Below are 19,313 nucleotides of genomic sequence, written 5' to 3' on the forward strand. Positions count from 1 at the left end.
ACGTTAGCAGTTTTGGCCCAAGTTGAATACCCGCCTAGCTTTTAGCGGCCAATACCGCGCCGGGGTTCATGATCCCGTCTGGGTCCAGTGCTGATTTGATCGCGCGCATCATGGCCAGATTTGCCGGATCACCGTACCGCTCCAAATCATCGGTTTTCAACCGCCCGATCCCGTGTTCCGCGCTAACCGATCCCTGCATTTCATGTACCAGATCATGCACCGCCTGTTTGACTTGGGCACGGTCGGCCTCATGATCATCACGGCTGCGCCCCGGTAAGGGAAATACGTTGTAATGCAGGTTTCCGTCACCCAGATGGCCAAAGCAGTTAATCCGGAAAGTGCCAACCTCGGCCAGCACCGCTTTGCCGCGTTCAATAAAGGCCGGAATGGCACCGAGCGGGACAGAGATATCATGCGAACTGACCGATCCGATCCGCCGGTTCGCCTCTGGGATACTCTCGCGGATGTGCCAGAAGGCGTCACGTTGGGCATGCGATTGCGCGATGACCCCGTCAGTGACCAGATCCGCCTCAAAAGCTGAGGCAAAGATGGTTTCCAGCGCATCAGCCGCCCCCAGCCCGGCGGGCAATCCAACATCGATCAGCACACACCACTCTGGCTGTTGATCAAACGGGTGTTTGTAAGACGGTCCAACCTCATCAAGGAAATCAAAGCCTTGACGGTGCATCAACTCAAAGGCTGAAATCCCCTCACCCACCTTCGCTCTTGCCAGCGCCAGCAATGCCAAGGCTGCCTCTGGCGATGACACCGCCATCAACGCCGCCCCAACTTCAGCCGGGGGTGTGGCAAGTTTAAGCGCGGCTGCGGTGACAATCCCCAGTGTACCTTCAGCCCCGATCATCAGATTGCGTAGATCATAGCCGGTGTTGTCTTTGTGCAGCCGTGTCAGCCCATGCCAGATGGAACCATCTGGGCGCACGACTTCTAGTCCCAGACATTGCGCGCGCGCATTGCCATAGCGCAGAACATTCACGCCACCCGCATTGGTCGAGAGCACCCCACCAATCCGCGCCGACCCTTCCGAGGCCAGCGACAGCGGAAACAGCCGATCCACATCCACCGCCGCCTTTTGCACATCCGCCAGAATGGCGCCCGCATCGCAAACAAGCACGTTCTCGGATGGATAGATGTCGCGGATCGCGTTCATCCGTTCCAGTGACAGTACAACAGGCATTGGGCCGTCGGACATGATTTGCCCGCCGACAAGGCCAGTGCCGCCACTATAGGGCACAATACCAACCTTGGCCTGCGCGCAGGCCTTCACAACCAGAGAAACTTCCTGCGTGTTGGCAGGAGCCACAACAAAGCCCTGCCCTTGCCAGCGACCACGGGGTTCAGACAAGTAGGGCGTTTTGTCATCCTTGAACGCAACCGAAGGCAAAGCAGCGCGCAATGCGGTCTCGAATTCAGGGGTCACCGGGTTCAGCATCACACATCCTTTTGTCCTGCGCAGACATGGCCCTGATCAAACGCACGGCAAATCCGTTGATTGGACTTGGTCCAAATTTTTTCCACAAAATTTGACTAGCCGACATCCGTTTTGCCGCGCCGATCATTGCGCAAGTTGGCATAAAGCACATGATTGCGCCAACGTCCGTTGATCTGCAAATAGCTTTGGGCCACGCCTTCGTATTTGTAGCCGCATTGTTCCAGCAAACGACGCGATGCAGTATTCTCGGGCAAGCAGCCCGCCTCAATCCGGCTAAGGTCCAGCACGGTGAAGGCGTGATGCACAACCGCCTGAATAGCCTCGCGCATATAACCTTGCCGCACGAAGGGCGCGCCCATCCAATAGCCGGTGATCCCCGATTGTGAGGGGCCGCGTTTGATATGATCCAGCGTGATCGCACCCAAAAGCGCATCATCCTCACGGCGGATCAGGAACAAAGGCATCGCAGTGCCGTTAGAAATCGCCCGCTGCGCCCAATAGACCCGGTTGGTAAAGGCCTTGCGCGTCAGGTGATCGCTGGCCCAAGTTGGTTCCCAAGGTTTGAGGAAGTCTTCGCTGTCGCGCCGCAATGCCGACCACGCGCGAAAGTCACCGTGGATTGGCGGGCGCAGAGTCAACTGCTCGGTATCAATTCGAACCTTGCGCCGCGATCCAAGCATCAGGCGGCAAGCCGTGCTTTCAAGGCATCAAGCGTCGGTGCAGCCTCTGCTGGGCCATAAAGCGCCATCGCGGTACCCGCTTGCCCTGCCATCTGCCCGGCAAAATCCTTGACGTCGCCCGTTGTCACATCATCAATACGACCGATTGTTTCTTCGATGCCCGGAATGCGACCCCAGATCGACAGCAGACGCGCCAGACGTTCGGCCCGGTTGGACGGACTTTCCAGCCCCATCAACAGACCAGCCTTCATTTGGGCCCTTGCGCGGGCCACCTCGGCTGCGGTCATGTCTCCTGCGGCGCGCTTCATCTCATCAATCGTAATGTTGGCAAGTTCTGAAATCTGTTCGGCACTGGTGCCCGCATAGATCGTTGTCAGGCCAGTATCCTCATAGGCACCAGCCTGCGCAAAGATCGTATAGCAAAGACCGCGGTTTTCGCGGACTTCCTGAAACAGGCGTGACGACATGCCCCCGCCCATCACGTTGGCATAGACCTGCGCGGTATAAATCTGCGGGTCCAGATAGGTCGGCCCTTCAAGGGCTAGCGCAAAATGAACCTGCTCCAACGCCTTGGTCTCGCGCCGCTCTCCCCCACCAAACCGGGCCGGTTGCAAAAGTTCAGGCGCACGCGCGACACTTGGCAGATGACCAAAAAGCGCTTCGGCTTGTGCAATGATTGCATCATGATCAATGGCCCCTGCCGCAGACAGGATCATCTGGTTCGGGCCATAATGTTCGGCAACAAAGCCCTGCAAATCGTCACGACTGAACGCGCTCACCCGCTCTGCCGGGCCAAGGATCGTGCGGCCAAGGGCCTGATCAGGATAGGCTACCTCTTGCAGCCAATCGAAAATGATATCGTCAGGGGTATCAAGCGCCTGCCCGATCTCTTGCAGGATGACACCGCGCTCCACCTCAATCTCTGAAACGTCAAAGACCGGGTTCAACAGAATATCCGAGATCACATCAAGCCCAAGGGCCACGTCATCCTCTAGCACTCGCGCGTAATAGGCGGTCATTTCGCGGCTTGTATAGGCGTTGATATAACCGCCCACATCTTCGATGCTTTCGGCAATCTGCAAGGCGCTGCGGGTCGTCGTCCCTTTGAACGCCATGTGTTCAAGGAAATGGGCGATGCCATTCTGTTCCAGCCGCTCGTGCCGCCCGCCCGCCTGAACCCAGATACCGATGCTGGCCGACTTCAGCCCCGGCATATCCTCAGTGACGATGCGAAAACCGTTGGATAGCGTGTGCAGTTGGATGCTCAATTCTTAATCCGTTCTCTGATGACGGCCTTGATCGCAGCCAGATCGTTGCCGACGCGTGTGACGCGTTCGGGTCGGTCATACAGGTCCGCCATGCGCGGGGGAAGAGGTGCGGCGACACCTGATGCCGCTTTCACTGCGTCGGGGAATTTTGCCGGATGCGCTGTGGCCAGCGTGACCATCGGTATTGTTCCCAAATGCGGCTCGGCCACATGGACGCCAACAGCCGTGTGCGGGCAAAGGAGTTCGCCATGCTGCGCCAGATAGGCCTTGATTGCGGCCTGCGTCTGTTCCTCAGAGGCACGCCCGGATTTGAAACTGTCCTTGAGCATCTGATAAGCGCCCTGACTGATCTGGAAACCACCGCCTTTGAGGTCAGACATCTGTGCCGTCACGGCGGCACCATCACGCCCGTAGGCATCAAAAAGCGCGCGTTCAAAGTTGGAACTGACCTGAATATCCATCGACGGGCTGATCGTCGGCTCCACGCCCTCTTTCGTGTAGGCCCCGGTTTCCAAAGTCCGGTGCAGGATGTCATTGCGATTGGTCGCAACGACAAGGTCAGCAATGGGCAGGCCCATTTTCTTGGCGATGTATCCTGCAAAGATATCGCCAAAGTTGCCCGTGGGCACGGTAAAGCTAACCTCGCGATGTGGCGCGCCCAGCGACACGGCAGCCGTAAAGTAATAGACCACCTGCGCCAGGACCCGGCCCCAGTTGATCGAATTCACCCCCGCCAGTTTGACGTCCTCGCGGAAGGCAAAATCGTTGAACATATCTTTGACCGCGGCCTGACAATCATCAAAATCACCATCCACGGCCAGTGCATGCACGTTGCTTTCGGTTGGCGTGGTCATCTGACGGCGCTGCACTTCGGAGACACGGCCATGCGGATACATGATAAAAACATCGACAGCCTTGAGACCACGGAATGCCTCAATTGCAGCAGAGCCGGTATCACCAGATGTCGCCCCCACGATGGTCACCCGGTCGGCCGAGCGTGTCAGGGCCGCTTGGAACATCTGGCCGATCAACTGCATGGCGAAATCTTTGAAGGCCAGTGTCGGACCGTGGAACAATTCCAATAGGAAGTGGTTGCTGTCGAGTTGCACCAGTGGCGCGCGCGCGGCATGGCCAAACCCGGCATAGGCCTTAGCGATCAAACCTTTGAACTCAGCATCGGTAAAAGTATCACCGATGAACGGGCGCATGACGTCAAATGCCACGTCTTCGTAGGATTTGCCGGCCATCGCCGCAATCTGCGCAGGGCTCAGGGTTGGCACCTCTTCGGGCACATAAAGCCCTCCATCACGGGCCAGCCCGGTCAACATTGCCTCTTCAAAGCTCAACGCAGGTGCAGTGCCGCGTGTCGAAACGTAACGCATCGGTTATGTGTCCTTTTGGCGCAAAACGCGCAGTATCAGATAGAAGCTCATGACAGCCCAGACGATGGCCAGCAGGAACCACGTCACAGCATATTCAAAATGGTCGTTCTTGATGGCGGCTGTATTCACCGGCAACGGGGTCAGGCGCGGATCAGCGGGGCTTGCGCGGCTGGCGACAACCATCAATGGTCGCGTGTCCAGCGCATCTGACATGGTGTCGATGTTGCGCGCAAACCAGATGTTGGCAGCGAGATCAGGGTCTGGCGTGCTGCTGTTTTGATCATCAGGCCACAGTAATGTGCCTGTGACGTTCATGCGCGCCACAAGCGGGGCGGCGTCTTTGTTGTTGATGGCCAGAAGGCCCTGATCAAGCAAGATCGGTCCAATTTCCGTCTCGAATTTCGAAATGACGCGATAGCCGGTGCCTGCCTCGGTGCCGGACACCAGAACGTGCAGCTCTTCCCCAGTTGGCGCACCAATCAAAGAGATGGGCCGATATTCATCTTGGTTTTCATTAACAAAAAGCGAGAGGCCGGTCGGCGGTGACGTCAAGCGATCCTCGATCTCGGCAAGAATCTCGTTCTTCCAGGCCAACCGCTCGACCTGCCAGAGGCCGAGACCAATCAAGGTGCCACACCCGGCCAGACCAAGGATCACAGGGAAGAGTATTCTACGCAGCATTTTGCGCCCTTAACGATCAAAACGCGCGAGGTTGCACTCGCGCGTTTGCAGCCTCGTAAGGTGGATCTTGATCCACCTTACATGTCTCATCATCAGATGCCCCAGATATACACGGCAAAGAACAGGAACAGCCAGACAACATCAACGAAGTGCCAGTACCATGCAGCAGCTTCAAACCCGATATGTTTCTCAGGTGTGAAGTGCCCCGCACGTACCCGCAGGTAACAGACAAACAGGAAGATCGTCCCGATCACCACATGAAAGCCGTGGAAACCTGTCGCCATAAAGAAATTCGAGAAGAACTTGTCACCGCCGAACGTCCAGTCCTGCTGCACCAGCAGATACCAGTACTCATAGGCCTGCAGCGCGGTAAAGGCGACGCCAAGCACAACAGCCAGCAGCAGACCGTTGGCCACGTCCTTGCGGTTGTTCTCATGCACCAGCGCATGGTGCGCCCAGGTCACGGCCATACCGGAACACAGCAGGATCAGCGTGTTGATCAGCGGCAGGTGGAAGGCGTCAACCTGATAGAACTCAGCCGGCACATAGGTGGTGCCTACGTATTCCTCCATCGGATAGATGGTGTGCTTGAAGAAAGACCAGAACCAGGCGGCAAAGAACATCACCTCAGACATGATGAACATGATAAAGCCATAGCGCAGGCCGATGCGAACAACCGGCGTGTGATCGCCCACGTTGCTCTCGGTCACAACGTCTGCCCACCAAGCGTACATCACGTAAAGTACAGCGGCAAAACCGGCCAGGAACATATACGGACCAGAGCCGTGCATCCAGAGCACCGCCCCAAAGAGCATAATAAATGCGCCCAATCCGCCAAACAAAGGCCAGATGGATGGCGGCAGAATATGATAATCGTGGTTCTTTGCATGCGCCATGTAGTGCGTTCCCTATCGGCTGGTCGTTAGTTCGTTTCTATGCCCACCTGCGGGGCGATTGTCAAAACCTCAGGTGCAACAGAGGCCTGAATTTCGTCCTCTGGCATATCAATCTGGTAGAATGTGTAGCTCAGCGTGATGGTATGGACATATTGCCCCTCGCGGTCATCCACGATGGCGGGGTCCACAAAAAAGCTCACCGGCATCATGACGGTTTCGCCAGGCATCAGCACTTGCTCTGTAAAACAAAAGCATTCGATTTTGTCGAAGAAAGCGCCGGCCTCATAAGGGGTGACGTTATAGGCCGCCTGCCCGGCAATTGGCACATTCAACGGGTTGTGCGCCTCATAAAAGGCCAACCCGGTTTCACCAATGCGGATTTCCATCTCGCGGACTTCGGGTTTGAAGGTCCAGGGCATGTCGCGCTCAAGCGAGGCGTCAAACCGCACCTTGATCGTTTCATCCAGAATCACATCGCTGCCCGTTTCGGCCACATTGGTCGCGCCGCCAAAGCCTGTCACCCGGCAGAACCAATCGTAAAACGGCACCGACGCCCAAGCGAGGCCACCCATCAGGATCACCACGGAAACTGTCTGCGCCAAAGTGCGCTGCGGGCCTTGCAGGTTCGGAAACAGCTTCATTCGCTTGCCCCCTCTTCCGGCGCGATCTGCGGACGGGCCACGTGATCAAATTTCTCGAACTTGTCGGCGTCGCCCAGTTGCAGCACCTTCACAACGGTCAGACCAAAGACAATTGCGATAAAGCTGATCAACAGCAGGCCAACGCCGACATTGCGCCCTTTGCGCCGTGTGTGCAGCTCATGTTCAACCTGCAGTGCCATCACCAGCCCCCGACGCCATAAAGGCGCAAGACTGCCTCGATCAGCAATGCGCCGAAATGCGCAAAGAGATAGTAGAGCGAGATCTTGAAGACGTTGATCTCAACCCGGTGTTTGTCTGCGTCACAATCCGCGTCGGTACGCCGCCAGATGTCATAGGCGCCCTTAAGGAACCACGCATTCATCAGCACTGCCGCGGCCGTATAGAACGGCCCGCCAATCGACGTGAACCCAAGCCCCACGGCTACCGGTACCAACAGCAATGTATAGATAAGGATATGATTGCGCGTTGTGTCCCGCCCATGCGTTTCCGTCAGCATGGGGATACCGGCATTGCCATAGTCAGATTTCACAAACAGCGCCAGCGCCCAAAAATGCGGCGGTGTCCACATGAAGATCAGCGCGAACATCAGCATGCTTTCGATGCTCACCCCGCCCGTCGCAACCGCCCAGCCGATCATTGGAGGAAAAGCACCGGCCGCCCCGCCAATCACGATGTTCTGCGGCGTCGCCCGCTTAAGCCACATCGAATAGACAACGGCGTAGAATACAATGGTGAAGGCCAGCAGGAATGCCGCAACAAAGTTCGTGGCAAGTGCAAGCAGCACAACGGCAAAACCAGACAGCGCCAACCCAATGCCCAGCGCCTCACCGGGTTGTACCCGCCCCGACGGGATTGGCCGCCCGATTGTGCGCTTCATCTTTGCGTCGATGTCCGCGTCCCACCACATATTGAGTGCGCCAGATGCACCGGCACCCACGGCGATGCACAAGATCGCAACGAAACCGATGAAAGGATGCACAGGCACTGGTGCAACAAGCAGCCCAACCAGCGCTGTGAAGACCACAAGCGACATCACACGTGGCTTCAGCAGGGCAAAGTAATCGCCCATGCTGGCCTCATATGTATTTTCAGAAACGCTCAGATCGCTCATGCGGGACCTTTGGATCAGGGTGGGTTCAAACCCACCTTACGTGTAACATCAGTTAGTAAGGTGGATCTTGATCCACCCTCCCTCTTAGGACGTGCCTTTGGCCACTGCCAGCCATGCGTCATATGTCTCTTGGCTGACAACCTTCACCGTGATCGGCATATAGGCGTGATCCTTACCGCAAAGCTCTGAACACTGGCCAAAGTAGATGCCTTCCTGTTCTGCCGAGAACCACAGCTCCGCCAGACGGCCTGGCACCGCATCCTGCTTCACACCAAAGGCCGGAATGGTCCAGGCGTGGATCACATCCGCACCAGTCACCTGCATCACGATGGTCGTATCGACCGGCACGATCACTGCCGTGTCCGTCGCCAGCAAATATTCATCCTGACTGTAACCGAAATCTTCCAGCTCTTCACGGGCCAGCATGTAGCTTTCGAATTCAACGCCTTCGTCCACATACTCATAACCCCAGAACCACTGGTATCCGGTCACTTTGATAGTGATATCAGCCTCGGGGATTTCCTGCTGTTTGAACAGAACGGGCAAAGAGAACGCACCGATAAACACCAAAATAACCACCGGCACGATGGTCCATGCCACCTCAAGCGGTGAGTTATGGGTGAATGTCGCAGGCGTCGGCTGCTTTTTTTCGTTGTAGCGGATCACAACCCAGGCCATCAGACCTGTCACGAACAGCGTGATGATCGTGATGATCACCAACAGCATGTTGTCCAGCCAATGCACGTCACGGGCAAGTTCGGTCACTGCAGGCTGAAAACCAGTCGCCCCGTCAACCGGGCGCCCAATGATTTCAAGCTCTTGATCAATATCCTGCGCGCTCGCCGCTGTGCCTGCCATCAGCAGGCCGGCTGTTGTCCAAAGTGAGGGTGCGAAGTTCTTCAAACGCATATTCTAACCTATCATGCTTGCGCCGTGTGGCGTAGATCCCTGACATTCCTCCCGATGCGCGGGAAGGAATCCTATTGAGTTTGAACGATCATGTCCCATATCCTGACGGACAACTCAAGAACTGCGGTTGCGGCAATCAGACGCTTTCTGCATTAAATCATCGTTATCAGAGGAAAAATGCATGTCCGCCGATCCCTTCCGCCCGTTTGAGACAAATCTGGATCAAGACCGCGCCCTGACACTCCTACAAGAGGCCACGGCAGGCGCCGACGATGGTGAGCTGTTTCTTGAGCGCCGCAAATCCGAGGTGATCTCTTTTGACGATGGCCGCATCAAGACCGCGAGTTTCGATGCCTCCGAAGGGTTTGGCCTGCGTGCCGTCCGCGGAGAGACAGCCGGTTATGCGCATTCCACCACAATCGATGAACATGCCCTGAAACGCGCCGTTGCGACCGCACGTCTTGCTGTCGGTGATGGTGGTGGAACGATGGCTGATGCACCCGCTGGCACCAATCAGAGGCTCTATTCCGACGAAGACCCGATGGAGCAGGCCACCTTCCCCGCCAAAATCGACCTGCTCAAAGAAATTGACGCTTTCGCCCGCTCCCTTGATTCGCGTGTTGTGCAGGTGTCGGCCACAGTGGCTGCATCCCATCAGGAGGTGTTGATCCTGCGTCCCGAGGGCACATTGGTCACCGACACCCGCCCGATGTCGCGCCTCAACATCAGCGTCATTGTCGAAGATAACGGCAAACGCGAAAGCGGCGGCATGGGCGGTGGCGGTCGTGCGGGCCTGATCGGCTTGATTGGCCGTGATCATTGGGAACCTGTCGCCCGCGAAGCACTGCGCATTGCCCTTGTGAACCTTGATGCAGAACCCGCCCCCGCCGGTGTGATGGACGTCGTCCTTGGACCCGGCTGGCCTGGCATTCTGCTGCACGAAGCAATCGGGCATGGCCTTGAGGGTGATTTCAACCGCAAGGGCTCTAGCGCCTTTGCCGGGTTGATGGGGCAGCAGATTGCCGCAAAGGGTGTCACTGTTCTGGACGATGGCACAATCCCTGACCGGCGCGGATCAATCACCGTTGATGACGAAGGCACCCCTAGCGCCAAGAACACACTGATCGAAGACGGTGTGCTTGTCGGTTATATGCAGGATCGCCAGAACGCACGGTTGATGGGTGTGTCCCCGACAGGCAATGGTCGCCGCGAGAGCTTTGCCCATGCGCCGATGCCGCGCATGACCAACACCTATATGCTGGCTGGCGATGCCGCCCCCGAATCGCTGGTCGCGGACCTTAAAGACGGGGTTTATGCTGTGGGATTTGGCGGCGGCCAGGTCGATATCACCAACGGCAAGTTCGTCTTTAGCTGCACCGAGGCTTACCGCGTCAAAGACGGCGTCATCGGAGCACCTGTCAAAGGGGCCACTTTGATTGGCGACGGCGCAACCGCGCTGAAACAGATCCGTGGGATCGGCAATGATCTGGCTCTTGATCCCGGCATCGGCAATTGCGGCAAGGCAGGCCAATGGGTACCCGTTGGCGTGGGCCAGCCCAGCCTGATGATCGGCGGTCTGACAGTGGGCGGTGCCGGGATTTGAACGGGCGCCAGCCAAACAAATTGACCTGCATTAAATAGGGTTTGATTCATACCTCGTTAACTCAGAGCCATTAGCCGTAATGAGGCAATATGGCGGAGCTTTCGGGATGACTGAACAAGATGATTCTTCCCACCCCCCCCTCCTTTACCGGACGGGGGAAGATGATACAGTTGACCGGCTTCGCCTATTGCGCTCTCGTCGGGTTGGCATTGCGACCTATCGGCGTCTATTGGCAGAACATGGCTCTGCGGCGGCGGCATTGGCTGCGTTGCCGCAGGTAGCAAAGGCGGCAGGTGTTGCCGACTATGCTGTGTGCCCCGAAGGCGTTGTGCATGCCGAACTTAAGGCAGGCAAGGCGGCAGGCGCGCGTCTGCTGACCGAGGCTTCAGCCGATTATCCGACTGCACTATTTGATATTCCTGACGCGCCTCCTCTGCTTTGGACGCTGGGCAACATGGCCTTGCTGCAAAAGCCGATGATCGCCCTTGTCGGCGCGCCATGCGTCCTCTTTGGGCACGCGCATGGCCAAACGCATGGCCGAAGATCTTTCGACAGAGGGCTATGTCGTGGTGTCCGGTCTGGCGCGCGGCGTTGATGCTGCCGCACATCTGGGGGCGCTGAATGGCGGCACCATCGCGGTGCAAGCCGGTGGCGTCGATGTGATCTACCCGGCCGAGAACGCGGAGCTGGCCCATGACATTGCCCGATCCGGACTTCGGCTGTCCGAAATGGCGATGGGCGTCCAACCACAGGCGCGCCACTTCCCTGCGCGCAACAGGATTATCTCTGGCCTTGCCATGGCCGTTGTTGTGGTCGAAGCGGCGGGCAAGTCCGGTAGCCTGATCACCGCCCGCAACGCGCTTGATCAGGGACGTGATGTGCTCGCGGTGCCCGGACATCCCTTTGATGCGCGTGCGGCAGGGTGCAACATGCTGATCCGGGACGGTGCGACATTGGTCCGGAACGCCCAGGACGTTATAGATACGCTGCAGCCTGTTGCGGAACCCGCACCAGAACTGCCCCTCGTGCCGCCAGCCAAACCACCGCGCAGCCTGCGCGACACCGCCGCTCTGCACGATGAAATCCTTTCGCGCCTTGGACCAGCACCGATTGCGGAAGACCAGCTCTTGCGTGATCTGAGGGCCAGCGCCACCGATGCCGCACCCGCATTGATCGACCTTGAACTTGACGGAAAGATCGCCCGGCAGGCGGGCGGGCTTCTGGCCAGAGTGTCCTGAAAACTGCGGGGAACTTGGCACCATAAATTCCCCGCATTGACATTTCACAGACAGACGCCACATCTTGCGCGACCAAAGCGTTCGCATTTTCTGAAAAGGATTCTCATGCCAGTTGTAGTTGTCGAATCCCCGGCCAAGGCCAAGAAAATCAATGGCTATCTCGGCAATGATTACACCGTTCTGGCGTCCTATGGGCACGTCCGTGATCTGCCGCCCAAGGACGGCTCTGTGCTGCCTGACGACGATTTTTTGATGAAATGGGAAGTCGCGTCAGACAGCAAAAAGCACATCAAGGCGATTGTTGACGCGCTCAAAGACGACAACGAATTGATCCTCGCAACCGACCCCGACCGCGAGGGTGAGGCGATTTCCTGGCACCTCACAGAGGCGCTGACCGCACGCAAGGTGATCAAGAAAGACACGCCCGTCAGCCGGGTCGTATTCAACGCCATTACCAAATCAGCAGTGACCGAGGCGATGAAAAACCCACGCCAGGTCGATGCCCCATTGGTCGAGGCCTATCTGGCCCGCCGCGCATTGGATTATCTGGTCGGTTTCAACCTGTCGCCGGTCCTGTGGCGCAAACTGCCCGGTGCCAAATCGGCAGGCCGCGTTCAATCCGTAACATTGCGCATCATCGTCGAGCGCGAGATGGAAATCGAAGCCTTCCGCAATCAGGAATACTGGACCGTCAAAGCATTGCTGCAATCTGTGCGCGGCCAGACGTTTGAGGCGCGGCTGACCACGCTGGCAGGCAAGAAGCTTGATAAATTTGATCTGGGCAATGAAACGCAGGCCGAACTGGCCGTGCAGGCGATCAAATCGCGCGATCTGGTGATCAAATCGGTTGAGGCGAAACCGGCAACGCGCAACCCGTCTCCGCCCTTTATGACCTCCACCCTACAGCAAGAGGCCAGCCGCAAATTCGGCATGGGTGCCAAGCAAACCATGTCCGTGGCCCAGCGCCTTTATGAGGCGGGCCTGATCACCTATATGCGGACCGACGGCATCGACATGGCACCCGAAGCCGTGGTCGGCGCGCGCGATGCGATCAAGGCAAAGTTCGGCGCAGACTATCTGCCCGACCAACCGCGCATATATAAAAACAAGGCAAAGAACGCACAGGAAGCCCACGAGTGCATTCGCCCGACCGAAATGTCGGTCAGCACCAATGACGCCAAGATCGCCGATAGCGATCAGCGCAAGCTCTATGATCTGATCTACAAGCGCACAATGGCCAGCCAGATGGCCGCCGCCAAACTGGAACGCACCGTTGTAGATATCTCCAGCGCTGACGAACAGGTCGTGCTGCGCGCCAACGGGCAGGTTATGGTCTTTGATGGTTTCATTGCCATCTATGAAGAAGGCAAAGACGACAGTGTCGTTGATGACGATGACAAACGCCTGCCGCAGCTAAGTCAGGGCGAGGTGGCCGAGAAAAAGACCGTTACCCCGGAACAGCATTTCACCCAACCACCGCCCCGCTACACAGAGGCGACGCTGGTCAAACGCATGGAAGAGCTTGGGATCGGCCGCCCATCGACTTATGCCTCAATCGTGACAACGATTCAGGACCGCGGCTATGTCGAGAAAGACAAGAACCGTTTGATCCCGCAGGACAAGGGACGGCTCGTTACAGCGTTCCTGACCAACTATTTCCGCAAATATATCGGGTATGATTTCACCGCCGATCTGGAAAACCAACTGGATGAGGTGAGCGCAGGCGACGCCGACTATAAGAAAGTGTTGGGGCAATTCTGGCGCGATTTCTCGGCGGCTATCGCCGAAACTGCTGATCTGCGCATTACCGAGGTGCTCGAAAAAATCAACGAGGTCTTAGAACCGCATCTGTTCCCCCCTACCGAGGATGGCAGCGACCCACGGCTTTGCCCCAACTGCGGTGCGGGCCGTTTATCAATGCGCACTGCCCGCTCCGGCGGGGCTTTCATAGGCTGCTCTAACTATCCTGAATGTCGCTACACACGTCCCTTCGGTCCGCCGAACCCAGAGGCCGAAGCATCAGCCATCCCACCCGAGGGTAAATTGCTGGGCACGGATGAGGGCGATGAGATTCGTATCTTTAAAGGACGCTTTGGTCCTTATGCCCAGCGTGGTGAAGTGACCGAAGAGAACAAGAAACCCAAGCGCCAAGGCGTCCCAGACGGTTGGGAACCTGAAGAAGTCACGCTTGATCAGGCGATCATGTTGTTGTCCTTGCCCCGCGAGATTGGCCCCCATCCCGAAGATGGTGTCACTGTCTGGGCAAATCTGGGCCGCTACGGCCCCTATCTGAAACACGCCGAAAGCACGTCGCATCGCGGCGGCACTAATGCCAACCTTGAAGGCATCGACGAGGTCTGGACCGTTGGCATGAACCGTGCCGTGCAATTGCTGGCAGAAAAAGTCGCCTCGCGCGGGCAACGCGGCAAGGCGGCTGTGCCGATCCACGAATTGGGCGAACACCCTGAAGCGGGCGGGCCGGTCAATGTCTATGACGGCAAATACGGCCCTTATGTGAAATGGGAAAAGATCAACGCGACGATCCCAGACACAATTGAACCGGGTGAACTAACCATGGCGCAGGCCGTTCATTTGATTGATGAACGCGCCGAAAAGGCCGGCAAGAAAAAATCCGCCCGCAAAAAGGCCCCGGCCAAGAAGAAACCCGCCGCCAAAAAGAAGGTCGCTGCGAAGAAATAGCGCTGCATTACTGCAACCGGTTGCAAAATTTGCGCTGCAGCGCGGCATTTTATTGACTCTTCCTGATGCGGACGGCACAACTTGGCCAAAGCACCGGGAGGGCCCCAATGAAGAAGATTTATCCCAACGCAGCTGCCGCACTTGATGGCCTGCTGCACGATGGCATGTTTATTGCGGCAGGCGGGTTTGGCCTTTGCGGCATTCCTGAACTCTTGCTTGATGCAATCAAGGATGCGGGCACCAAGGATCTGACATTTGCCTCCAACAACGCGGGCGTCGATGACTTTGGCATCGGCATCTTGCTGCAAACCCGGCAGGTCAAGAAAATGATCAGCTCTTACGTGGGCGAAAACGCTGAGTTCATGCGCCAATATCTGTCAGGTGAGCTTGAGCTAGAGTTCAATCCGCAAGGCACATTGGCCGAACGCATGCGCGCCGGTGGCTGCGGCATCCCCGGTTTCTATACCAAAACCGGTGTGGGCACTGTGATTGCCGACGGCAAAGAGCACAAAGATTTTAACGGTGAAACCTATATCATGGAAGAAGGTATCTTTGCCGATCTTGCCATCGTGAAGGCCTGGAAGGCGGACGAGACAGGCAATCTGATCTTCCGCAAAACCGCCCGCAACTTTAACCCACCCGCCGCCATGTGCGGCAAAACCTGTGTGGTTGAAGTGGAAGAGATCGTGCCGACAGGTAGCCTTGACCCCGACAAAATCCACCTGCCGGGGATTTATGTGCACCGCATCATTCAAGGCGCACATGAAAAACGGATCGAACAGCGCACGACGCGCAAGCGGGAGGATGCATGATGCCTTGGGATCGCAATCAAATGGCCGCACGGGCGGCGAAAGAACTTGAAGACGGCATGTATGTGAACCTCGGCATCGGGATACCGACGCTGGTGGCCAACTATGTCGGCGAAAAGGATATCACGCTGCAATCCGAGAACGGGATGCTGGGCATGGGCCCCTTCCCTATTGAGGGTGAGGAAGATGCGGACCTTATTAATGCAGGTAAGCAAACGATCACTGAACTTAACCGTACGGCCTATTTTGACAGCGCCACATCCTTTGGCATGATCCGGGGCGGTAAGATTGCCGCGGCGATCCTTGGTGCGATGGAAGTGGCCCAGAACGGCGATCTGGCCAACTGGATGATTCCCGGCAAGCTGGTCAAAGGCATGGGCGGCGCGATGGACCTGGTGGCAGGCGTTGGCCGCGTCATTGTCGTGATGGACCACACCAACAAGCATGGTGACAGCAAGTTGCTCAAAGAATGCACTCTGCCGCTCACTGGCAAAGGCGTTGTTGATCGCATCATCACAAACCTTGGTGTGCTGGATGTTGTCGAGGGTGGTCTGCGGATTGTCGAGACAGCCGAGGGCGTGACCGAGGAAGAGCTGCGCGCAGCGACGGACGCAAAGCTTGTCTAATCCGGCCGTCCAGCACTTCAAAGACGGATCAAAGGGGCGCTATTTCTTAGCGCACCCGTCCGGGGAAAGCGCGCTGACATACTCTATTATGTCATCCAAGCAGGTGATTGCCGATCACACAGAGGTTGCCGAAGGGCACGAAGGTGAAGGCATCGGGCTGATACTGCTGCGGGAATTTATTGCGGACGCGCGGCGCGAAGGTTTCAAGATCGTACCGCTTTGCCCTTATGTGAACGCGCAGTGCCGCAAGCATCCCGAATGGGCAGATGCATTTTCCGTCTAGATCCCGTTGACGTTAAAGACGCAGGCATCCGTGATCAGTTCTGGCGGCGTCTGGCATAGCCCTTTGGCCACCTGCCACGCCGCCAGCACTTTGGGCACATAGGCACGCGTTTCCGCAAAAGGTGGCACGCCTGCATGGCGGGCTACGTTGCCTTCGCCCGCATTATATCCAGCCAGTGCCAGCAATGGGTCATTGTCGAAATGGTTCAAGAGCCATGCCAGATAAGCGACACCGCCTTTGATGTTCTGTGCAGGGTTCGTGCGATCCTCAACACCAAAGCGGGCGGCGGTGGCCGGCATCAACTGCATCAACCCTTCCGCACCAGCGGTGCTGACCGCATCTGTCCGACCGGCACTTTCAACCGAAATCACGGCCAGGACCAATGCAGGAGACACACGCGTGCCCACCGTTTCCCTTAAGATATGCAAACCATGCGTGCTGGCGATGTCCTGCAGACTTTGCAAACGTGGTGCATAGATTGCTTTGCCAGAGGGCGGATTATTCAATTGGCTGATCGCAAGCTGGAAGCTAGCCGGGCCGGACTCCGCGACTGACGCAGGCACGTTGGCCCAGAACCATTCCATCCCAGAAGGGCTCGGCAGTGCGACAGCGTCCGGAGTGACAACCACTTCAGGCTCTGGATCTGCATAGACCGGACCCAGACGCGGTGCGTTTGGATCGATCTGGACGGTGATGCGGCTCGTACTGGAAGTGGAGGGCACAGGAACGCGCTTGAAGGTAAAGTCCGGTTGCAGCCGTTCGACATCAGCCCAGAGCGGCGTTAATGCGACAGAAGCGGCCAAAGCCGCTATGCCCGTGTAAAAGCGATTCATTTTCGGTCCTGCTCGACTCTGCGTTGTTAATGTAAACATGGCAGAATCCCGTCAAAACGCCAGTTCTAAGGGAACAATGGGCGCAGAATCCAAGACATTGGGAGAGGATTCCGCAACGAACGACGTGCAATGTTAAAAATATATGAACAAATCTTTCTTTATAAAACAGTTACTTACGCATATTTCGCGCGAAAAATTGCGATCCCTTCAAAAAACGGTTTATTTGCCAAACTCCCGCCCCATTCACTAGGCTATATAGGGCCATCCAAGACGGTGATTGCACAAATCAAGTCAGTCCAAGACACCGGCGAGGAACGACATGAACACTAAAATCGCCCTGAGGAGGGAACTAAATGCTTAACTTTATCAAAAACTTCCGCAACGACGAAGACGGTGCTGTAACTGTTGACTTCGTAGTTCTGACAGCTGCAATCGTTGTTCTCGGCCTGGCCGTTGGTGGCGCAGTGAGCCGTGGTGCTGAAGGTCTCGCAAACGAAATCGAAGACTCCCTCGATAACATGGACGCCGAATAAGACCTTCTTAAGGTTCTTTAGCGTAAATTCAAAAAGCCGCGCCCCGTATGTGGCGCGGCTTTTCTTGTGCGATTTTCAGAGTTTTGTAACAGCGGGATCATGACCCAACCGCATCGCAAGAATGTTGAGACACAACCATGGGACACAACTGATACCCTGATCATTTCACCTTGAGATGTCAGTGACCATGAAAGCGACAATAGGATGAAGCACTTTCTTTCCACATTTCTCCAAGACGAAGACGGAGCCATCACAGTTGATTTTGTTGTTTTGACCGCTGCAATCTGTACGCTTGGCCTGATCATTGTTTTGGCCTTCAGCGGCGGCGCCACCGATCTGGCAAACGAAATCGAACTGGCATTGGATAACATCGACGTCTGAAACGCTGTGATGGTGGCGCGTCTGGTGTATTTCACCGCACCAGTGGTGCACTGGCTGCAACGACCACACGCAATGTGATTCTCTTACGGATGGCCAACAAGGTGTTTGAATTGTCCAAACACGCTGACGCGACAGAAAAGCTGGTTTCCGCCACGGAAACGCCGCGACTTGCGCATAGTCACTTAAGAATTCTTGTGTAGAATTGTCGCAATACTTTAGAAAGTGAGCGCTGTGTGACTAGTTTTATAGCGCTCAATCTTTGTATGGATTATGACGTTGTTCTGGCGCTTCGAAAGCGCCAAGTGCTGAAACAGAGGTGAAAAGATGCGCGCAGTTTTCGGATTAGTGCTTTTGATCGGTATGGGGTTGGCAGGTTTTGCCGTCTATTTGGTCAACGAGCAGATGCAATCGCTGGAGGCCCGTGCAAATCAGGAGCGGGAACGTGCGCGTTCAGCGATCCAGACAGTCGACATCTATGCGCCCAGCCGCAACTTGACATACGGTGATTTGCTGCTTCCTGAAGATGTGCAAATCATCAAATATGCCCGTGACCATTTGCCGGAGGGCGTTTTCTCTACTGAAGAAGAGATGTTCCCGGAGGGCGTTACCGTGCCCCGCGTCGTGAAAATACCGATGCAGGTGAACGAGCCCATTCTAGCTGTCAAAGTGACCGAAGCCGGCGCCCCAAGAGGCCTAACGGCGCTTTTGGACCCCGGCATGCGCGCATTCCCTCTACCCGACTTGATGACTCGCGCATTTGCCGGGGAATTGCGGAACTCCGACCGGATCGATCTTTACTGGGTTGGCAGCGTCAGCGGGGCAGGAAACATTTCCCGGCTCGTAAAGAGCGGACTTGAAATTATTGCGATTGAAGAGCCCGACGAGGAAGGGCGTGGCGGCGGACGAGGCGTTGTTGTTCAGGTGAGCCAGGAAGACTTTGCCGACCTGCAAGTCTTGCAATCCGCAGGGACCCTTTCACTAACGCCTGTCGCGCGAAACGACGAAGACGGTGGCGACACAAATATTGAAACCAATATTCAGGATATTCTAGGCATTGAAGAAGTAGTTGTTGAGCAAGCCCCTGAAGAGGTCGAGCCGGAACGTTGTTTTGTGACCCAGCGCAACGGAACCGAACGTATTGAAGTTGAGTTTGACTGCCCGGACTAAACAGCACACGTCCGGTTGTTTCTAAGGATTTTGACGCGCGCCCGGGGTGACCACGGCGCGCGTTTTGCTTTTTCCATGCACGAGAGTGTTGCCAGTTGTCC

Annotated in this window: 19 protein-coding genes and 1 pseudogene; 9 read left to right on the forward strand and 11 right to left on the reverse strand. The window is 56.6% G+C overall.

Annotation, left to right across the window (positions count from 1 at the left end; genetic code table 11):
- Window positions 1-34: 34 nt before the first annotated feature.
- The 10 genes from DHN10_RS16275 to coxB form a co-directional block, all read right to left on the reverse strand.
- Entirely contained in the window at window positions 35-1,450 is a 1,416-nt protein-coding gene (locus DHN10_RS16275; RefSeq protein ID WP_108816411.1) for an FAD-binding oxidoreductase, read from the reverse strand.
- Window positions 1,451-1,545: 95 nt separating this feature from the next.
- Window positions 1,546-2,130 carry a GNAT family N-acetyltransferase gene (locus DHN10_RS16280; protein ID WP_108816412.1) on the reverse strand — a complete coding sequence of 195 codons (585 nt, stop codon included), beginning with the start codon at window positions 2,128-2,130 and terminating at the stop codon, window positions 1,546-1,548.
- Entirely contained in the window at window positions 2,130-3,398 is a 1,269-nt protein-coding gene (locus DHN10_RS16285) for a M16 family metallopeptidase (protein WP_108816413.1), read from the reverse strand. Before DHN10_RS16285 ends, DHN10_RS16280 begins: the two co-directional genes overlap by 1 nt.
- Window positions 3,395-4,780 (reverse strand): threonine synthase, encoded by a 1,386-nt coding sequence (gene thrC / locus DHN10_RS16290; RefSeq protein WP_108816414.1) that lies wholly within the window; start codon window positions 4,778-4,780, stop codon window positions 3,395-3,397. Before thrC ends, DHN10_RS16285 begins: the two co-directional genes overlap by 4 nt.
- A 3-nt stretch (window positions 4,781-4,783) precedes the next feature.
- Window positions 4,784-5,461: an SURF1 family protein gene (locus DHN10_RS16295; RefSeq protein ID WP_108816415.1), complete on the reverse strand. Its 678-nt coding sequence runs from the start codon at window positions 5,459-5,461 to the stop codon at window positions 4,784-4,786.
- A gap of 92 nt (window positions 5,462-5,553) precedes the next feature.
- Complete coding sequence (locus tag DHN10_RS16300) at window positions 5,554-6,357, reverse strand: cytochrome c oxidase subunit 3 (protein WP_108816416.1); 804 nt, start codon at window positions 6,355-6,357, stop codon at window positions 5,554-5,556.
- 26 nt (window positions 6,358-6,383) lie between these two features.
- Window positions 6,384-6,998 carry a cytochrome c oxidase assembly protein gene (locus tag DHN10_RS16305; RefSeq protein ID WP_108816417.1) on the reverse strand — a complete coding sequence of 205 codons (615 nt, stop codon included), beginning with the start codon at window positions 6,996-6,998 and terminating at the stop codon, window positions 6,384-6,386.
- Window positions 6,995-7,198, reverse strand: coding sequence for a hypothetical protein (locus tag DHN10_RS16310; protein ID WP_108816418.1), 204 nt, complete (start codon window positions 7,196-7,198; stop codon window positions 6,995-6,997). Before DHN10_RS16310 ends, DHN10_RS16305 begins: the two co-directional genes overlap by 4 nt.
- The gene (gene cyoE, locus DHN10_RS16315; RefSeq protein ID WP_108816419.1) at window positions 7,198-8,130 is read right to left on the reverse strand and encodes a heme o synthase; all 933 of its coding nucleotides are present in this window, start codon (window positions 8,128-8,130) and stop codon (window positions 7,198-7,200) included. The genes DHN10_RS16310 and cyoE overlap by 1 nt, the downstream gene beginning before the upstream one ends.
- An 84-nt stretch (window positions 8,131-8,214) precedes the next feature.
- Window positions 8,215-9,039 (reverse strand): cytochrome c oxidase subunit II, encoded by an 825-nt coding sequence (coxB, locus tag DHN10_RS16320; protein ID WP_108816420.1) that lies wholly within the window; start codon window positions 9,037-9,039, stop codon window positions 8,215-8,217.
- 181 nt (window positions 9,040-9,220) lie between these two features.
- Between coxB and tldD the strand changes: the two genes are divergently transcribed.
- From tldD to DHN10_RS16350, 6 genes and pseudogenes are all read left to right on the forward strand, one after another.
- Window positions 9,221-10,642: a metalloprotease TldD gene (tldD, locus tag DHN10_RS16325; protein ID WP_108816421.1), complete on the forward strand. Its 1,422-nt coding sequence runs from the start codon at window positions 9,221-9,223 to the stop codon at window positions 10,640-10,642.
- Between the two features lie 106 nt (window positions 10,643-10,748).
- Window positions 10,749-11,880: pseudogene (dprA, locus tag DHN10_RS16330) on the forward strand (DNA-processing protein DprA).
- A 105-nt stretch (window positions 11,881-11,985) separates the two neighbouring features.
- Window positions 11,986-14,580, forward strand: coding sequence for a type I DNA topoisomerase (topA, locus tag DHN10_RS16335; RefSeq protein WP_108816422.1), 2,595 nt, complete (start codon window positions 11,986-11,988; stop codon window positions 14,578-14,580).
- A gap of 107 nt (window positions 14,581-14,687) precedes the next feature.
- Window positions 14,688-15,392: a CoA transferase subunit A gene (locus tag DHN10_RS16340; RefSeq protein ID WP_108816423.1), complete on the forward strand. Its 705-nt coding sequence runs from the start codon at window positions 14,688-14,690 to the stop codon at window positions 15,390-15,392.
- A complete protein-coding gene (locus DHN10_RS16345) occupies window positions 15,392-16,015 on the forward strand; it encodes a 3-oxoacid CoA-transferase subunit B (protein ID WP_108816534.1) in 624 nt (207 codons plus the stop codon). The genes DHN10_RS16340 and DHN10_RS16345 overlap by 1 nt, the downstream gene beginning before the upstream one ends.
- Window positions 16,008-16,298: a GNAT family N-acetyltransferase gene (locus tag DHN10_RS16350; RefSeq protein ID WP_108816424.1), complete on the forward strand. Its 291-nt coding sequence runs from the start codon at window positions 16,008-16,010 to the stop codon at window positions 16,296-16,298. The genes DHN10_RS16345 and DHN10_RS16350 overlap by 8 nt, the downstream gene beginning before the upstream one ends.
- Here DHN10_RS16350 and DHN10_RS16355 read toward each other — a convergent pair.
- Window positions 16,295-17,131 carry a lytic transglycosylase domain-containing protein gene (locus tag DHN10_RS16355; RefSeq protein WP_108816425.1) on the reverse strand — a complete coding sequence of 279 codons (837 nt, stop codon included), beginning with the start codon at window positions 17,129-17,131 and terminating at the stop codon, window positions 16,295-16,297. The genes DHN10_RS16350 and DHN10_RS16355 overlap by 4 nt on opposite strands.
- Before the next feature lie 353 nt (window positions 17,132-17,484).
- Here DHN10_RS16355 and DHN10_RS16360 point away from each other — a divergent pair, with 353 nt between their 5' ends.
- The 3 genes from DHN10_RS16360 (at window position 17,485) to cpaB (ending at window position 19,212) form a co-directional block, all read left to right on the forward strand.
- Window positions 17,485-17,664: a Flp family type IVb pilin gene (locus tag DHN10_RS16360; RefSeq protein WP_108816426.1), complete on the forward strand. Its 180-nt coding sequence runs from the start codon at window positions 17,485-17,487 to the stop codon at window positions 17,662-17,664.
- 204 nt (window positions 17,665-17,868) lie between these two features.
- Window positions 17,869-18,045 (forward strand): hypothetical protein, encoded by a 177-nt coding sequence (locus DHN10_RS19915; RefSeq protein WP_199910701.1) that lies wholly within the window; start codon window positions 17,869-17,871, stop codon window positions 18,043-18,045.
- A 324-nt stretch (window positions 18,046-18,369) separates the two neighbouring features.
- Window positions 18,370-19,212 carry a Flp pilus assembly protein CpaB gene (gene cpaB, locus DHN10_RS16365; protein ID WP_108816427.1) on the forward strand — a complete coding sequence of 281 codons (843 nt, stop codon included), beginning with the start codon at window positions 18,370-18,372 and terminating at the stop codon, window positions 19,210-19,212.
- The last annotated feature ends 101 nt before the right edge of the window (window positions 19,213-19,313 follow it).

Origin of the sequence: Loktanella sp. Alg231-35 (assembly GCF_900143545.1) — a bacterium.
GTDB lineage: Bacteria > Pseudomonadota > Alphaproteobacteria > Rhodobacterales > Rhodobacteraceae > Yoonia.

Excerpts from the sequence above, each read along its gene's own strand:
- thrC (WP_108816414.1), bottom strand. The coding sequence starts at position 4,780 with ATGCGTTACGTTTCGACACGCGGCACTGCACCTGCGTTGAGCTTTGAA.
- DHN10_RS19915 (WP_199910701.1), top strand. The coding sequence starts at position 17,869 with ATGAAGCACTTTCTTTCCACATTTCTCCAAGACGAAGACGGAGCCATC.
- DHN10_RS16340 (WP_108816423.1), top strand. The coding sequence starts at position 14,688 with ATGAAGAAGATTTATCCCAACGCAGCTGCCGCACTTGATGGCCTGCTG.
- DHN10_RS16295 (WP_108816415.1), bottom strand. The coding sequence starts at position 5,461 with ATGCTGCGTAGAATACTCTTCCCTGTGATCCTTGGTCTGGCCGGGTGT.
- DHN10_RS16305 (WP_108816417.1), bottom strand. The coding sequence starts at position 6,998 with ATGAAGCTGTTTCCGAACCTGCAAGGCCCGCAGCGCACTTTGGCGCAG.
- DHN10_RS16360 (WP_108816426.1), top strand. The coding sequence starts at position 17,485 with ATGCTTAACTTTATCAAAAACTTCCGCAACGACGAAGACGGTGCTGTA.
- DHN10_RS16280 (WP_108816412.1), bottom strand. The coding sequence starts at position 2,130 with ATGCTTGGATCGCGGCGCAAGGTTCGAATTGATACCGAGCAGTTGACT.
- DHN10_RS16275 (WP_108816411.1), bottom strand. The coding sequence starts at position 1,450 with ATGCTGAACCCGGTGACCCCTGAATTCGAGACCGCATTGCGCGCTGCT.
- DHN10_RS16345 (WP_108816534.1), top strand. The coding sequence starts at position 15,392 with ATGCCTTGGGATCGCAATCAAATGGCCGCACGGGCGGCGAAAGAACTT.
- DHN10_RS16300 (WP_108816416.1), bottom strand. The coding sequence starts at position 6,357 with ATGGCGCATGCAAAGAACCACGATTATCATATTCTGCCGCCATCCATC.
- cpaB (WP_108816427.1), top strand. The coding sequence starts at position 18,370 with ATGCGCGCAGTTTTCGGATTAGTGCTTTTGATCGGTATGGGGTTGGCA.
- DHN10_RS16355 (WP_108816425.1), bottom strand. The coding sequence starts at position 17,131 with ATGAATCGCTTTTACACGGGCATAGCGGCTTTGGCCGCTTCTGTCGCA.
- tldD (WP_108816421.1), top strand. The coding sequence starts at position 9,221 with ATGTCCGCCGATCCCTTCCGCCCGTTTGAGACAAATCTGGATCAAGAC.
- DHN10_RS16310 (WP_108816418.1), bottom strand. The coding sequence starts at position 7,198 with ATGGCACTGCAGGTTGAACATGAGCTGCACACACGGCGCAAAGGGCGC.
- cyoE (WP_108816419.1), bottom strand. The coding sequence starts at position 8,130 with ATGAGCGATCTGAGCGTTTCTGAAAATACATATGAGGCCAGCATGGGC.
- topA (WP_108816422.1), top strand. The coding sequence starts at position 11,986 with ATGCCAGTTGTAGTTGTCGAATCCCCGGCCAAGGCCAAGAAAATCAAT.
- coxB (WP_108816420.1), bottom strand. The coding sequence starts at position 9,039 with ATGCGTTTGAAGAACTTCGCACCCTCACTTTGGACAACAGCCGGCCTG.